Annotated in this window: 13 protein-coding genes; all 13 read left to right on the forward strand. The window is 43.1% G+C overall.

Going from position 1 to position 15097, the window contains the following annotated elements:
* Positions 1-101 precede the first annotated feature (101 nt).
* The 13 genes from R2Q66_RS17420 to R2Q66_RS17480 all read left to right on the forward strand — a co-directional run bounded on the left by R2Q66_RS17420 (position 102) and on the right by R2Q66_RS17480 (position 15052).
* Positions 102-998 (forward strand): J domain-containing protein, encoded by an 897-nt coding sequence (locus tag R2Q66_RS17420; protein WP_316751347.1) that lies wholly within the window; start codon positions 102-104, stop codon positions 996-998.
* An 11-nt stretch (positions 999-1009) separates the two neighbouring features.
* On the forward strand, positions 1010-1297 hold the full coding sequence (locus R2Q66_RS17425; RefSeq protein WP_316751349.1) for a chaperone modulator CbpM: 288 nt from the start codon (positions 1010-1012) through the stop codon (positions 1295-1297).
* A gap of 35 nt (positions 1298-1332) precedes the next feature.
* Complete coding sequence (locus R2Q66_RS17430; protein WP_316751351.1) at positions 1333-2007, forward strand: SOS response-associated peptidase; 675 nt, start codon at positions 1333-1335, stop codon at positions 2005-2007.
* Between the two features lie 69 nt (positions 2008-2076).
* Complete coding sequence (locus R2Q66_RS17435) at positions 2077-3639, forward strand: SulP family inorganic anion transporter (RefSeq protein WP_316751353.1); 1563 nt, start codon at positions 2077-2079, stop codon at positions 3637-3639.
* A gap of 95 nt (positions 3640-3734) precedes the next feature.
* Positions 3735-4064 carry a metalloregulator ArsR/SmtB family transcription factor gene (locus R2Q66_RS17440; protein ID WP_316751356.1) on the forward strand — a complete coding sequence of 110 codons (330 nt, stop codon included), beginning with the start codon at positions 3735-3737 and terminating at the stop codon, positions 4062-4064.
* A gap of 37 nt (positions 4065-4101) precedes the next feature.
* A complete protein-coding gene (locus R2Q66_RS17445) occupies positions 4102-4671 on the forward strand; it encodes a DUF6428 family protein (RefSeq protein WP_316751358.1) in 570 nt (189 codons plus the stop codon).
* Between the two features lie 4 nt (positions 4672-4675).
* Positions 4676-5092, forward strand: coding sequence for an arsenate reductase ArsC (locus tag R2Q66_RS17450; RefSeq protein ID WP_316751360.1), 417 nt, complete (start codon positions 4676-4678; stop codon positions 5090-5092).
* A 21-nt stretch (positions 5093-5113) separates the two neighbouring features.
* Positions 5114-6184: an ACR3 family arsenite efflux transporter gene (arsB, locus tag R2Q66_RS17455; RefSeq protein ID WP_316751362.1), complete on the forward strand. Its 1071-nt coding sequence runs from the start codon at positions 5114-5116 to the stop codon at positions 6182-6184.
* A 151-nt stretch (positions 6185-6335) separates the two neighbouring features.
* Positions 6336-6656 carry a DUF6660 family protein gene (locus R2Q66_RS17460; RefSeq protein ID WP_316751365.1) on the forward strand — a complete coding sequence of 107 codons (321 nt, stop codon included), beginning with the start codon at positions 6336-6338 and terminating at the stop codon, positions 6654-6656.
* Between the two features lie 67 nt (positions 6657-6723).
* Positions 6724-11109, forward strand: coding sequence for a CusA/CzcA family heavy metal efflux RND transporter (locus R2Q66_RS17465; protein ID WP_316751366.1), 4386 nt, complete (start codon positions 6724-6726; stop codon positions 11107-11109).
* A 4-nt stretch (positions 11110-11113) separates the two neighbouring features.
* Positions 11114-12397: an efflux RND transporter periplasmic adaptor subunit gene (locus tag R2Q66_RS17470; RefSeq protein ID WP_316751369.1), complete on the forward strand. Its 1284-nt coding sequence runs from the start codon at positions 11114-11116 to the stop codon at positions 12395-12397.
* Between the two features lie 76 nt (positions 12398-12473).
* Positions 12474-12893, forward strand: coding sequence for a Fur family transcriptional regulator (locus R2Q66_RS17475; RefSeq protein WP_316751371.1), 420 nt, complete (start codon positions 12474-12476; stop codon positions 12891-12893).
* 116 nt (positions 12894-13009) lie between these two features.
* Positions 13010-15052, forward strand: coding sequence for a heavy metal translocating P-type ATPase (locus R2Q66_RS17480; RefSeq protein ID WP_316751373.1), 2043 nt, complete (start codon positions 13010-13012; stop codon positions 15050-15052).
* Positions 15053-15097: the final 45 nt, after the last annotated feature.

Consider the following 15097-nt stretch of genomic DNA (forward strand, 5'->3'; position numbering starts at 1 on the left):
AGAAAATCGGTGTGATTGTAACACTAACTTAATACAATTGGTCAAAAATTGAGGAATGATAAGAATAATAACTTAAATTTGAGGATAGACCAATTATTGACATGGCATTTATCGACTATTATAAGATTCTGGGCGTTGACAAAAAGGCTTCACAGGATGATATCAAAAAAGCATACAGGAAACTGGCCAGGAAATATCACCCGGATTTGAACCCTAACGACAAGGAAGCGAACAAGAAATTCCAAGAGATCAATGAAGCAAATGAAGCGCTGAGTGATCCTGAAAAGCGAAAAAAATACGATGAGTATGGAGAACACTGGAAAAATTCCGATCAGTTTGAGCAATCCAGACACAACCAGGGTGATCCCTTTGCCCGCAGCAGGTCAAGAGGACAAGGTTCAGCCGACTTTGGCGGTGGTGATTTCTCTGACTTCTTTGAATCCATGTTTGGCGGTGGCGGAAGATCATCAGGAAGAAGCAGCATGAAATATAAAGGACAGGATTTTAATGCCAGTTTTAGTATTTCACTCAGAGATGCTTATACCACGCATAAACAAACGCTGACCATCAATGATAAAAAAATCAGGATTACGATACCTGCTGGTATCGCTGATGAACAAATCATTAAATTAAAAGGTCTTGGTGGAGAAGGTGTAAACGGTGGCCCTGCCGGTGATTTATACCTTACCGTTAATGTTCAGGAAGATCCGATTTTCAAAAGACTACATAATGATCTATATCTGCAACAGGATATTGATTTATACACCGCTATTTTAGGCGGAGAAGTGATGGTGGAAACACTGGACGGAAAGGTAAAACTTAAAATCCCTGCAGGAACACAAAACGGCACTAAAGTGAGGTTGAAAAATAAAGGCTTTCCATTGTATAAAAAAGATGGAGAATTCGGCAACCTTTTCATTACCTACAATGTTAAGCTTCCTGAAAACCTAACAGAGAAGCAAATAGAACTGTTTAAAGAACTACAAAACCTGAGTTAACCACTACAGCTATGGAAACAGAATTCATTACCATCACTGAATATTGTATCAACTACCATATAGATCCATCTTTTATGGTCTCACTCGAAGAATCGGACATTGTCCGGTTCCCCGTAGTTGAAAAAGAAAAATGTATCCATACCGATCAGCTCGCAGAACTGGACAAATACATCCATTTGCATTACGACCTTCAAATCAATATTGAAGGAATTGATGCGATCCGCCACTTGCTGCAACGCGTACAGGAAATGCGGGAAGAGATTAAAGAATTACAAAACGAACTCCAGCTACATAAATAATTGCTCAATTGGAAAATAAACATTATTTTCACCCTATGAGTTTATCGTTTTCCCTTACAGAATCATTACCTGTTATACAACAGTATTATCCGTATGAACTGGAAGATGCCTATACACCTACCTACAATATCAGCATCTATATGCCCGGGTTGGTAATCACTGCTGATGAACCTCATGTGATCAAAAAAATGCACTTTTCTATGGTTCCTTTTTTCTTTAAGGACCGAAAATCTACCATGTGCACCGTAAGGCATACGCAGATCTTATCCAAACCGCTTTTTAGAAAGCTAATGATAACCCATAAACGCTGTCTGGTACTGGCAGACGGCTTTTACCTCTGGAAAAGATTTGACGCAGAAAAATATCCTTTCCGATTCACCTTAAAAGACCGCGAGGTTTTTTCTATGGCTGGAATCTGGTCTGCCTGGATAGATCCGGACACTAAAGAAAGATATGAATCCTTCTGCATCGTTACCATACCGGGGCAAGAACTCACCAACAGCATCTATAAATCTATGCCGGTCATCTTAACACCGGAAACAGAAAAGGAATGGCTGAGTAAAACCATTGAAGAAGCGGAAGTCCCCGAACTCTGCAATACCTACCCTCCAGAACTGATGACCCGGTTCCAGGTCACCAAAGACATTGCAGATCGGAGCCTGAACGACCCCAGTCTGATTAAGCCGATCAACAATTACCTGCCTCTCTAAATCCGGGCTTCTTGTTTTTCTTATCCTTGCTGTAAAAGCCAGATAAATCTGGCGTAACTTTACCGGCAAATGAAGCCTTACCTCCAAAAACCCTTTATCCAGCTCTTCGACTTTTCTAAAAAGATCAATTATAAAACCGAAATCCTTGCCGGGCTAACCGTAGCCATGACCATGATGCCGGAATCCTTGTCCTTTGCTATTCTGGCAGGCTTTCCTCCATTAACAGGTTTATATGCAGCCTTCATTATGGGCTTGGTTACTGCCATATTTGGTGGCAGACCAGGTTTAATTTCCGGTGGAGCAGGTGCTACCGTGATTGTATTGATCGCCTTAATGAAAACTCATGGATTGGATTACGTTTTTGCAGCAGTAGTACTCGCTGGTGTTTTTCAAATCAGCATTGGCCTGTTCAAACTAGGGAAATTTGTACGCCTCGTACCCCAACCGGTTATGTTTGGCTTTGTAAACGGACTAGCCATTATCATATTTATGGCACAACTGGAGCAATTTAAAACGGTCGTTAACGGAGAAACAGTCTGGCTTACCGGCCCTGCATTGTACCTGATGGCAGGCCTCGTAGCTTTAACCATTGCCATTGTTTTGATCTTACCTAAATTCACGAAGGCTATCCCTCCTGCCCTGGCAGCTATTATTGTGGTCTTTCTGTTGGTTTTAGGATTCAATATAGACACCAAAACCGTCGGAGATATCGCAGCAATAAGTGGTGGATTTCCTCCTTTCCATATCCCTCAGGTACCATTTAACCTGGAAACCCTGCAAATCATACTGCCTTATGCACTGATCATGGGCGCAGTAGGATTAACAGAAGGATTACTGACCTTAAATCTGGTGGATGAAATCACCGAAAGTAAAGGCAACAGCAACCGCGAATGTATCGCACAAGGCAGTGCAAATATGCTCAACGGCTTTTTCTTCGGTATGGGCGGCTGCCCGATGATCGCGCAAACTTTAGTGAACCTTTCCGCAGGGGCAAGAGCCAGACTATCTGGAATTGTAGCTGCCGTTACAATATTGATCATTATTCTTTTTGCTGCTCCGCTGATAGAAAAAGTACCCATGGCCGCCTTAACGGGTGTCATGATTATGGTCGCCATAGGCACATTTGAATGGATGAGCTTTAAAGTGATCAATAAAATGCCTGGGAAAGATATTTTTGTAGGGATTCTGGTTGCAGGGATCACCGTATGGCTGCATAATCTCGCACTGGCCGTACTCATCGGCGTAATCGTTTCCGCATTAATGTTCGCCTGGGAAAGTGCCAAAAGAATCCGCGCAAAGAAATACATTGATGAAAATGGCGCAAAACATTACGAAATCTATGGGCCCCTATTCTTTGGTTCCAGCCATAATTTCATGGAGAAATTTGAACCTGCGACAGATCCGGCTGTCGTAATTATTGATTTTAAAGACAGTAGGATTGCCGATATGTCTGGCATAGACACCCTCAACAAACTAACCGATCGCTATCGAAAAGCAGGGAAAATCGTCCACCTAATCCATTTAAGTGAAGATTGCCGGAAGCTGTTAAAAGATGCGGAAGCCATCATTGAGGTCAATATCCTCGAAGACCCTACTTATCTGGTCGCCACTGAAAAGGAAGCAACTATTTAATTCAGCTAAAAGTCATAACACAGCTTTTTAACCGAAAAGATTTGGAACTCATCTCTATCTATCGTATTATTGCAATTTATTAATTAACACCTGCTATGGGACTTACTAAATCAGAAATATTTACCGATGAACAAAACCAATTGTCTCAACTATTGAAGGCAATGGCTCATCCGGCAAGAATCGCCATCCTGCAAAGGATTCTGGCTTCCAATACCTGCATCTGTGGAGATCTGGTAGAAGAGCTTGGTTTGGCACAAGCCACCATTTCACAACATTTAAAAGAATTAAAAAACGCGGGACTAATCCAGGGAACGATTGAAGGCGTTAGCGTATGCTACTGCATCAATCCTACAACATGGAAAATGCTGGAAAACAAATTGGGAGCATTCTTAGGTTCCTACAAAGGTGAAATCCCCTGCTGTTAAAAAAAATTGTTTATATCAATCGTAAAATTGCAATATCATGAATACAACAACACTTATGACCTGGGAAAGCTTTAAAACAAAGCTTCAGGAAAATCCGGAATTAACACTACAATTCCAATATGCCGCTGATAAATTGGTAGATGCTTCTTACCACATCACGGAAATCAAACAGGCACCAATCGTATCCGTTGATTGTGGTGGTGTGATGAACTCCTGGACGGAAATCATCGTACAACTTTGGGAGCCTTCCGAAAAAGACAGCGAAAGAGCTATGCAGGTAAAAAAGGCTTTATCAATTGTAGAATTGGTAGAGAAATCATTGCCTTTAAACCCAATTGGCATCGTTAAGATAGAATTTGGAAACTCAGAATTTGACACCCGTCAAATGTATCCTGGAGAAATCAGCATTGCTGGCGAAGACCTGATTGTAAACCTGATTCCTGATGCCACACAATGTAAAGCCATCAATCGTGGAGGCAGCTGTGGTACTGATGATAAAGGTGAAGAATGCTGTAGCCCAACACCTGTCGCAGAAAAACCGAAAATTCAATTAATCAATCTTGCTGCTGAAGGCGAGGTATGTACACCAGGATCAGGCTGCTGCTAAACCTATGAAGAAAATACTCGTGCTCTGCACCGGCAATAGTTGTCGCAGTCAGATTGCAGAAGGTTATTTAAGACTTTTCGCAGAGAATAAAGCACTGATTTATAGTGCAGGTATAGAAACCCATGGTGTAAATCCAAGGGCCATTGAAACGATGAAGGCGGATGGAATGGATATTTCTACCCATACCTCCAACCACATCGAGGAATATATGGCCCTTGATTTTGATTTCGTCATCACAGTATGCGACAACGCGAAAGAGAGTTGTCCGTTTTTCCCAACTAATGCCCTTAAGTTTCATTACAATTTCCCGGATCCTGCAAAGGCTACAGGAACTGAAGCAGCAATCAAAGCACAGTTTGCGGAAGTCCGCGACCTGATCAAAAGTTACTGCCATAATTTTATCCAGGAAAACCTGAACTAAGAACAAAACTGCGCGAACAAAATGTCTGCAAACCACTGTACCCCTGTAGCGGAGCGAAAAAAGCTCAGCTTTTTAGACCGCTACCTTACCTTATGGATCTTCCTGGCCATGGCCATCGGGATTAGCATCGGTTATTTCATACCTGCTTCTGCCGGAATGATCAATTCTTTTTCCAGCGGAACAACCAACATCCCACTGGCCATTGGTCTGATCCTGATGATGTATCCGCCACTGGCTAAAGTGAAGTATGAAAACATGGGTGCAGTATTTAAAGACACCAAAGTACTTGGCACCTCATTGGTCCTCAACTGGATCATTGGCCCCATACTAATGTTCCTTTTGGCCATCACTTTTCTCCGGGATTACCCGGAATACATGATCGGATTGATCCTGATTGGATTGGCCAGGTGTATCGCCATGGTGGTGGTCTGGAATGAACTGGCCGAAGGAAACCGGGAGTATGCTGCCGGTTTAATCGCCCTGAACAGCATATTTCAGGTCTTATTGTACAGTGTTTATGCTTATGTTTTCATCACGGTACTCCCTCCCTTATTCGGATTAAAAGGACTGGAAGTTTCCATAACTATCGGACAGATTGCAGAAAGTGTAGCCATTTATTTAGGAATTCCTTTCGCACTGGGTATCCTCAGCAGATATAGCCTCATCAAATTAAAAGGCGAAGCCTGGTTTCAGGATAAATTTGTGCCTTTAATTTCTCCGGTTACCCTGATCGCGCTGCTATTTACCATTGTGATTATGTTTAGCCTGAAAGGGGAACTGATTGTTCAGATTCCATTAGATGTGGTTCGTATTGCCATTCCACTAGCCATTTATTTTGCATTGATGTTTGTCTTGAGCTTCTTCGCCGGCAAGTATTTCGGTGCTGACTACTCAAAAAGCGCTGCGATTGCCTTTACTGCAACCGGAAACAATTTTGAGCTGGCCATCGCAGTGGCAATAGGTGTATTTGGCATCAACTCCGGACAAGCCTTCGCAGGTGTAATCGGACCATTGGTAGAAGTCCCGGCCCTGATTGCCCTGGTCAATGTTTCCTTCTGGTTTAGAAGAAAATATTTTAGCGGGAATAACTAACCACCTGACTATGTTTAGTAAACAAGGGAAATATGATTACATCGCTAATAAAACCTCAAAAAACCCCTCCTTTTAGGAATAGATATCTCCCTAAAGTAAAAAAACTTCAAAAAGATCACCAGTATTTTAAAAAAATCTATAAGTTTGTGGGGTGAGGTATTTAGCTTATATATTTACGATTGTCATCATGGCCCTTTCTGTATGGCCATGCTGCGACGATGAAGCTGAAATCAGTACCGAACAAACGCATATCAGCGAAGTACAACAGATCCCTTGTGATCAGGACCCGGGCCCACATACCTGTTCTCCTTTCTTCCATTGCAGTACTTGCCAGGCTTTTGCAATCGCCAGCCCGGGCAATTTCATCAATCCCTCCGTATTTTCTAAAAAAGAAGTCAGCTACCCTGAGCTTCCTGCTGCTCCACTTATTGTCTTTGCCGGCGATATCTGGCAACCGCCTCAGTTAGGATAATCCACACCATTTCATCAACGATGATGAATCCATGTATTGATTATTTTTAGCAACAAGACAAAACCTTATGTTTGATAAGATTATTTTATTCTCTATAAAGAATAAACTGGCCATTGGTTTAATGACACTTGCCCTGGTCATCTGGGGTATTTACTCCCTAACCAGATTACCCATTGATGCCGTACCCGACATCACGAACAACCAGGTACAAATCATGACTCAGGCGCCAAGTTTAGGCGCACAGGAAGTAGAGCAGTTTATCACCGCTCCTATCGAACTGGCCATGGCCAATATCCCTCAGGTCATCGAAAAACGTTCCATCTCCAGATCCGGAATCTCGGTGATCACCATCGTTTTTGAAGACGATACTGATATTTACTGGGCACGCCAGCAAGTGAGTGCCCAACTGAAAGAAGCAGAAGCCAATATCCCAAAAGGACTGGCAGAACCTAGACTAGCCCCGATTACCACCGGTTTAGGCGAAATTTACCAGTATGTACTCCATACCAAAAAAGGCTATGAAAAGAAATATAACGCTACCGACCTCCGCACTTTACAAGACTGGGTGGTTAGAACACAGCTTGCCGGCACCAAAGGTGTAGCCGAAGTAAGTGGCTGGGGTGGCTATGTAAAACAATACGAAATCGCCCTCGATAACGACAAACTAAACTCCCTCAATATTACCATTGCTGACATCTATAAAGCTTTAGAAAACAACAATGAAAATACCGGAGGTTCCTATATCGAACAACAAAGTAATTCTTATACCATTCGTGGCGTCGGACAGGTAAAAAGCCTGTCGGATATTGAAAAGATTGTCGTAAAAAACATGGGTGGTGTACCAATACTCATCCGCGATGTTGCTACTGTACAATTTGGCTCTGCCACCAGATATGGTGCCGTAACCCGCGACGGAGAAGGCGAAGTGGTAGCCGGTATCACGCTGATGCTGAAAGGTGAAAACTTCAATGAGGTCATCAAAAACGTAAAAGAACGCATTGCACAAATTCAGAAATCCCTTCCGGAAGGAGTGGTCATTGAACCTTTCATTGACCGTACAGAATTGGTAGGCAGATCCATCAGTACCGTTCAGAAAAACCTGATTGAAGGTGCGCTGATCGTGATTTTCGTACTGCTTTTGTTATTAGGAAACTGGAGAGCCGGCTTAATTGTGGCTTCTGTGATCCCACTATCCATGCTCTTTGCATTTGCAATGATGCGCCTTTTTGGCGTCTCCGGAAACCTGATGAGCCTTGGCGCCATAGATTTCGGACTAATTGTGGATGGGGCGGTGATTATTGTAGAAGCCATCATCTTCCGCTTAACCACCAGAAATCAAGGAAAGGATAACCTGCCACTTACCGACCAGCAAATGGATGAAGAAGTATATACTGCTTCTTCAAAAATCAGAAATAGCGCTGCTTTCGGTGAAATCATTATCCTGATCGTATACCTTCCCCTGTTAACATTGGTTGGTATTGAAGGTAAAATGTTTAAACCAATGGCGCAGACCGTAGTTTTCGCCATTGTAGGTGCTTTTATTTTATCCATGACTTACGTCCCAATGATGGCGGCTTTAGTCTTAAGTAAAAACACAACGCATAAACGCAACATCTCTGACAAAATCATGGATGCCATGTTAAGCGTCTATCAGCCAGCCCTGAAAGCAGTCTTAAAATTCAAGAAACTCACCGTAGCCGCAGCCGTTCTGATGTTTGCCATCACGCTCTGGGTATTCAATAGTATGGGTGGCGAATTTCTGCCGCAATTAGAAGAAGGCGATCTTGCTGTAGAAATCTCGATGTCGCAGGGAACTTCCCTAAGCCAGGTCGTAGAAACTTTTGGCAAGGCCGAGAAGATACTAAAAGATAAGTTTCCTGAGGTTAAACAAGTGGTTACCCGTATCGGTAGTGCCGAAATCCCTACAGACCCGATGCCAGTAGAACGTGGCGATATGATGGTAGCCATGATGCCTAAAGAAGAATGGACCTCCGCAAAAACTAAAGAAGAAATGTCGGAGAAGATGGAAGAAGCATTGTCCATCCTACCCGGTGTCAACATAGAAATCACACAGCCGATGCAAATGCGTTTCAATGAGCTGATGACTGGTGTCAGACAAGATGTAGCCATAAAAATCTACGGAGAAGATCTGGACATATTAACACAACAAGCCAATAAAATCGCCAAATTGATTGCGCCTGTTCAAGGGGTAAACGAGCCTTTTGTAGAACAGGTAACTGGTCTTCCGCAGGTGGTGGTAGAATACGACCGTGATAAAATCGCTCAATACGGACTGAGCATTTCTGAGGTCAACACGCTTTTAAGAACCGCTTTTGCCGGTAATACCGCAGGAGTGATTTTTGAAGGAGAGAAAAGGTTTGAAATGGTTGTTCGTCTGCAAAGAGACTTACGTGAGAACATTTCGAGCATTGAAAACCTTTACATCCCTTTACCTTCAGGTAATAAAGTACCCCTAAATCAGGTGGCTAGTGTGACCTTAAAAAATGCGCCGGCGCAAATCTCCAGAGAAGATGGAAAACGTAGAATCTACGTTGGGTTTAACGTAAAAGGCAGAGATGTGGAACGCACTGTAGCAGAAATTCAAAGCATCCTCGATAAGAAACTAAAACTCCCTTCCGGATATTACCTGACTTATGGCGGACAGTTTGAAAACTTAACGAAAGCAAAAGACAGGTTGTCCATTGCTGTTCCTATCGCCTTAATCCTGATTATGGGCTTGCTATATATGACCTTTAAGTCCTTTAGTCAGACCCTGCTAATCTTTACGGCCATCCCTCTTTCTGCAATCGGAGGTGTTTTCGCCTTGATTCTTAGAGACATGCCTTTCAGTATTTCTGCCGGAGTAGGTTTTATCGCATTATTTGGTGTAGCTGTACTCAATGGAATTGTATTGATCGGTTATTTCAATCAATTGAAAGAAGAAGGCATGACCGATATCTACCAGCGTGTAATGGAAGGTACAAAAGTGAGGTTACGCCCGGTCATCATGACTGCCGCTGTGGCTTCCCTGGGCTTCCTGCCAATGGCACTTTCTGGTAGTGCAGGTGCCGAAGTACAAAAACCTTTGGCCACAGTGGTGATTGGTGGCTTACTTTCCGCTACCCTCCTTACCCTGTTTGTACTCCCTTGTTTATACTTATTATTTTCCCGCAAGAAGGAAAAAACCGATAAATTAAATCCCAATCACATGGTAAAAAGCTTGTTTATTATCGGACTAATTGGTTTAACCAGTTTTAGCAGTGTCAATACTGCTAAAGCACAAAGCAAAGCACTCAGCTTAGACAGCATGATTGCGATGGCGGTTAACAATAACCTAAAGCTGAAATCCGCCAAACTGGGCATTGATCAGTCGAAAGCCTTACAAAAATCCGGCTTTGACCCTGCAAAAACAGAGTTTTCTGTTACGCAGGATCCTACCAGTGGTGGTGGTAACGACAATTCAGTCAATGTAACCCAGACTTTCTCCTGGCCAGGTCTGTATAAAAACCAGAATAAGGTCTTACAGATGGAAACCGGTTTAACGGAAAAAGCATTCAACTATTCCCGTGCAGAGATTGTCCGCGATACGAAAACCGCTTATTTCAATTATCTGTACTATACACAGACTTTAAAAGTCTTGAATTTCCAGGATAGCATCTATCGCAGCTTCATTAAAAAAGCAGAAGTAAGACATAAATCCGGTGAAACTTCTAACCTGGAACTCATGACCGCCAGAAACAAATATCAGGAAGTACAGGCTTTAAAAAATGCCGCAGCGGCGGAATTGAAAATCCAGGAACTGAGCATTCAGCAATTGCTGAACATCAGAAACCCAATCGTTCTGGCTTCAACAGATTTGCCCTTGTTAACTGCGGTTAAACTGGATTCAGCTTCCAGAAGCTTAAATCCAATGCTCAGTTATCAGGAACAACAGGTGGCAATTGCCAATGCGAAAATCGCCTTGCAGAAGTCTAAAGCCATGCCTGATTTCACCCTTGGTTATAGTCAGCAGATGGTGATCAAATCATTTAACCCCGCAAACATAGACCGGAGTTATACGCCAGGCACCCGAATTGCAGGTATGCAGGTTGGTATTGCTGTGCCGCTATTTAATGGTGCTGGTCGCGCAAAAGTGAAGGCAGAGAAAATTGCCGTACAAATCGCGGAGAACGATTACCAGAATACAGCCCGTGAGTTCGAAATCCAATACGAGCAAATATTTCAGGAATACCTGAAAAACAAACAGATTCTGGATTACTATACGAGTGTGGGTCTAAAACAATCAAAAGAACAATTGCGTATTGCACAGGTATCTTTTGATCTTGGAGAGATTGGTTACATGGAATATGTGCAAAACATTTCCCTGGCCATTCAAAGCCAGATCACTTACCTCGAAACATTAAATCAGTTAAACCAGACCAGCATTCAATTGGCATTTATCAAAGGAGAATAATCAGATGAACTTATATAAAAACAACTTAACACTTAGCCTGGCCTGCGCATTATTGCTAAGTACTTCCCTGATCGCCTGCAATGGCAGTAAAGAGAAACCGGCAGAAAAAGAAGCAACCGAAGTACATGAAGAAGAGGCAGAACATAGCGATGAAATTGAGCTGACCGAACAACAAATGAAAGCGGTAGGCATTGAAATCGGGACTATTCAGGAGAAAAACCTCACCGCGGTAGTGAAAGCCAGTGGTCAGTTGGCCGTACCACCACAAAATGAGGCTAAAGTAAACTTACTTTCCGGTGGGATCATTCGTAAAATCAATGTACTCGAAGGACAAAGGGTAAAAAAAGGACAAGCCCTGGCAGTAGTAGAAAATCAGGAAATGATTAAGCTACAACAAGACTACTTATCTGCAAAAAACGGCTTCTCTTTTGTCGATGCCGAATATAAACGCCAGCAGCAACTGAAAGCCGCAGACGCCGGAACAGGCAGATCTTTCCAGCTGGCAGAAGCAAATTATCATACCGAGCTTTCCAAAATCAAAGCATTGGAACGTCAGTTACAACAACAGGGAATCTCCCCTAAAAACGTTTCCGCAGGAAATATCACGGCTCAAACCACAGTAACGGCCCCTATTTCCGGAACTATCGGAACCATCCAGGTCACTACCGGTGCTTTTGTACAACCGGGGACTTCGCTAATGGACATCGTAGACAACTCAAAAATTCATGCCGACTTACTCGTATATGAGAAAGACCTTTTCAAAGTACAGATTGGTCAGAAAGTGAGTTTCAGATTAACCAATCAGGATAATCAGCAAATTGAAGGGGTATTGATCGGGATCAACAAATCATTTGAAGATGATACCAAAGGCGTAATTGTTCATGCCGTGATCACTAAACCATTACCCAACCTGATTCCAGGTATGTATGTGACCGGATTAATCAGTGTAGGCACAGAAAAATCGCCGGCAGTACCAATTGATGCAGTCGTAAAGGCCGAAGGAAAAGAATATATTTTCATCGTGGAAGAGGAAGCGAAAACTGATGAACATGAAAAAACGGAAGCACCAAAAAGCACCGGAGCAGCTGAAAAAGAAACGCCAAAAGGAGCAGAAAAACATGAACACGGTACGCATTTCAAAAAGGTAGAAGTGGTGACCGGAGTTTCAGAACTGGGATACATCAGTATTACCCCACTGGAAAAACTCCCTGCAAACACCAAGTTAGTGGTTAAAGGAGCATTTTATCTGCAATCTAAATCTACAGCTCCTACGGCTCACTCCCATTAAAAACCGGTATTTTTACAACCATAATTTGAGATTCAGCAAATCTTTACAGACTTGCTGAACTCCTAAAGATCTTCAAATGACGAAAGACATCGAACAACGGCTAAACCGTAAAAACATCAAACCCACTGCCATGCGATTGCTGGTATTGGATTTTTTGATGCAACAAAATGCGGCCATTAGTCTGAATGATCTGGAGAAAGGTATGGGTCCGTCCGACAGGATCACCTTATACCGTACCCTGAAAACTTTTGAAGAGAAAGGCCTGGTTCACCACATTGATGATGGAACAGGTACTACAAAATATGCTTTGTGCATGGAGGAATGCGATGGTGACCATCATCAGGACCTCCATGTACATTTCTATTGCAACAGCTGCAAGGAAACCTTCTGTTTGCCAAACACTAAAATCCCGCAAATGACACTTCCTGAAAAGTTCCGTTCAGAAGAAATGAATCTGGTGATCAAAGGAATCTGTGATCGTTGCAATCCGGATTAACCCCGCTGCAAAGCACTGGTAACCCGCGAAGGCTATCCCATACTAACTTTGCAATAGTATTGCATCATTTTTGCTGGTAAGTTTGTATATTAATTATAAACAAGACGCCAGAATCTATGAAACTCAAAGACTGCTGTAGTACAGAAGAAAACGATAAAACCGCTATAAAATACCAGAATCAACATCCTAAAAACGGCCATGCCAATCATTGCCATGCCGGTCATCAACATGAAGGACACACGCACAGTGCTGAGGAAAGCCATGACGATGACGACGGGCATAACCACGGTTCCGGAGAACCGGAATCCTGGACCAGTCACTGGCCGCTATTGACCTCCCTCGCTGTGGTCATCATCATGCTGACACTCGAATATGGCTTTGGCATTACCTTTAACACACTTATTCAGCTGATCATATTTATTCCTGCCTACCTCCTGGCTGGTTATAATGTCTTAGAACTCGCTTTCAGAAAAGCCCTGAGATTTGATTTCTTCAACGAATTTTTCCTGATGAGTGTCGCCACAATTGGTGCTTTTGCCATCGGTTCCTACAGTGAAGGTGTAGCCGTTATGGTCTTCTATTCTATCGGAGAATGGTTCCAGGACAGTGCCGTAAATAAAGCCAAAAGAAGTATTAAAGCCTTATTAGATATCAGACCCGACAGTGTCGATGTCATCCGTGAAGGAAAAGTGATCACAATTGCCCCGGCAGAAGTAGCACTGGAAGAAATCATTCAGGTGAAACCCGGAGAAAAAGTGGCCCTGGATGGCATTCTATATTCTGAAAAAGCAATATTCAATACCGCTGCCCTGACCGGAGAAAGTAAACCAGATTCCAAAAACAATGGTGATCAGGTATTTGCCGGAATGATCAATTTAAATCAGCTGGCACAAGTACAGGTGAAATCACTGTTCAAGGATAGTAAACTCAGCAAAATTCTGGAAATGGTACAAGATGCGACCGCCAGAAAGTCACAGACCCAGCTTTTCATATCCAGATTTGCCAAAGTATATACCCCAATTGTTTTCCTGCTGGCCGTACTGCTGATTGCCCTTCCTTACTTCTTTGTAGCAGATTACAATTTCCAGGACTGGTTTTACCGTGGACTCGTATTCCTGGTGATCAGTTGTCCATGTGCCCTGGTGGTCTCTATTCCACTCGGTTATTTCGGAGGAATCGGACTCGCATCCAAAAACGGAATCCTGTTTAAAGGATCAAACTTCCTCGATATCATGACTAAAATTGATACCGTCGTGATGGACAAAACCGGAACCCTGACCAAAGGTGTTTTCCAGGTGCAGAAAGTCAGTACCGAAGCTGACATTGATGAAAAAGAATTCATACAATTACTCGCAGCTATTGAAAGTAAATCGACGCATCCGATTGCCACAGCAATCGCTGAATACGCCGGAACTACGCCAGACCAGGATAAGATCAACCACGTAGAAGAAATTGCAGGACACGGCTTAAAAGGGCTGGTTGATGGCAAGGAAATCCTTGCAGGCAACGCAAAGCTGCTTAAAAAGTTTAATATTCCCTATCCTGCGGATATAGATGCCATCGTAGATTCCGTAGTGGTGGTGGCCATAGCTCAGAAATATGCCGGCTATGTCACCATTGCCGATGAAGTCAAAGAAGACGCAAAACAAGCCATTGCCGACCTCCATGCTTTAAACATTAAAACCGTCATGCTGAGTGGTGATAAACAAAGCGTGGTAAATAAAGTAGCTGCATTTTTGGGCATCGACCAGGCCTTCGGCGACCTGCTTCCTGAAAACAAAGTGACTAAAGTAGAAAACCTTAAAGCCGATGGAAGAACCCTGGCCTTTGTAGGCGATGGGGTAAACGATGCACCGGTAGTTGCTCTGGCAGATGCCGGAATTGCGATGGGTGGATTAGGTAGCGATGCCACCATTGAAACCGCCGATATCGTGATTCAAAATGATCAGCCTTCCAAAATAGTATCGGCCATAAAAATTGGTAAGCTCACCAGAAATATCGTGTGGCAAAACATCATCCTCGCCATGAGTGTCAAAGCAATTGTACTCATTCTTGGCGCTGGTGGAGTAGCCAACCTTTGGGAAGCGGTGATTGCCGATGTAGGGGTAGCCTTACTGGCGATCTTAAATGCCGTGCGCATTCAAAGAATGAAAGTATAATTGCCAGGCTTCTTGATTACCCTGCCAATTTAAACGATCAAATTT

Source organism: Pedobacter gandavensis (assembly GCF_032677645.1).
Classification (GTDB): Bacteria; Bacteroidota; Bacteroidia; order Sphingobacteriales; family Sphingobacteriaceae; genus Pedobacter; species Pedobacter gandavensis_A.

Coding starts and splice junctions, on each gene's coding strand:
- R2Q66_RS17465 (WP_316751366.1), top strand. CDS start 6,724: ATGTTTGATAAGATTATTTTATTCTCTATAAAGAATAAACTGGCCATT.
- R2Q66_RS17450 (WP_316751360.1), top strand. CDS start 4,676: ATGAAGAAAATACTCGTGCTCTGCACCGGCAATAGTTGTCGCAGTCAG.
- R2Q66_RS17470 (WP_316751369.1), top strand. CDS start 11,114: ATGAACTTATATAAAAACAACTTAACACTTAGCCTGGCCTGCGCATTA.
- R2Q66_RS17425 (WP_316751349.1), top strand. CDS start 1,010: ATGGAAACAGAATTCATTACCATCACTGAATATTGTATCAACTACCAT.
- arsB (WP_316751362.1), top strand. CDS start 5,114: ATGTCTGCAAACCACTGTACCCCTGTAGCGGAGCGAAAAAAGCTCAGC.
- R2Q66_RS17445 (WP_316751358.1), top strand. CDS start 4,102: ATGAATACAACAACACTTATGACCTGGGAAAGCTTTAAAACAAAGCTT.
- R2Q66_RS17430 (WP_316751351.1), top strand. CDS start 1,333: ATGAGTTTATCGTTTTCCCTTACAGAATCATTACCTGTTATACAACAG.
- R2Q66_RS17435 (WP_316751353.1), top strand. CDS start 2,077: ATGAAGCCTTACCTCCAAAAACCCTTTATCCAGCTCTTCGACTTTTCT.
- R2Q66_RS17475 (WP_316751371.1), top strand. CDS start 12,474: ATGACGAAAGACATCGAACAACGGCTAAACCGTAAAAACATCAAACCC.
- R2Q66_RS17420 (WP_316751347.1), top strand. CDS start 102: ATGGCATTTATCGACTATTATAAGATTCTGGGCGTTGACAAAAAGGCT.
- R2Q66_RS17480 (WP_316751373.1), top strand. CDS start 13,010: ATGAAACTCAAAGACTGCTGTAGTACAGAAGAAAACGATAAAACCGCT.
- R2Q66_RS17440 (WP_316751356.1), top strand. CDS start 3,735: ATGGGACTTACTAAATCAGAAATATTTACCGATGAACAAAACCAATTG.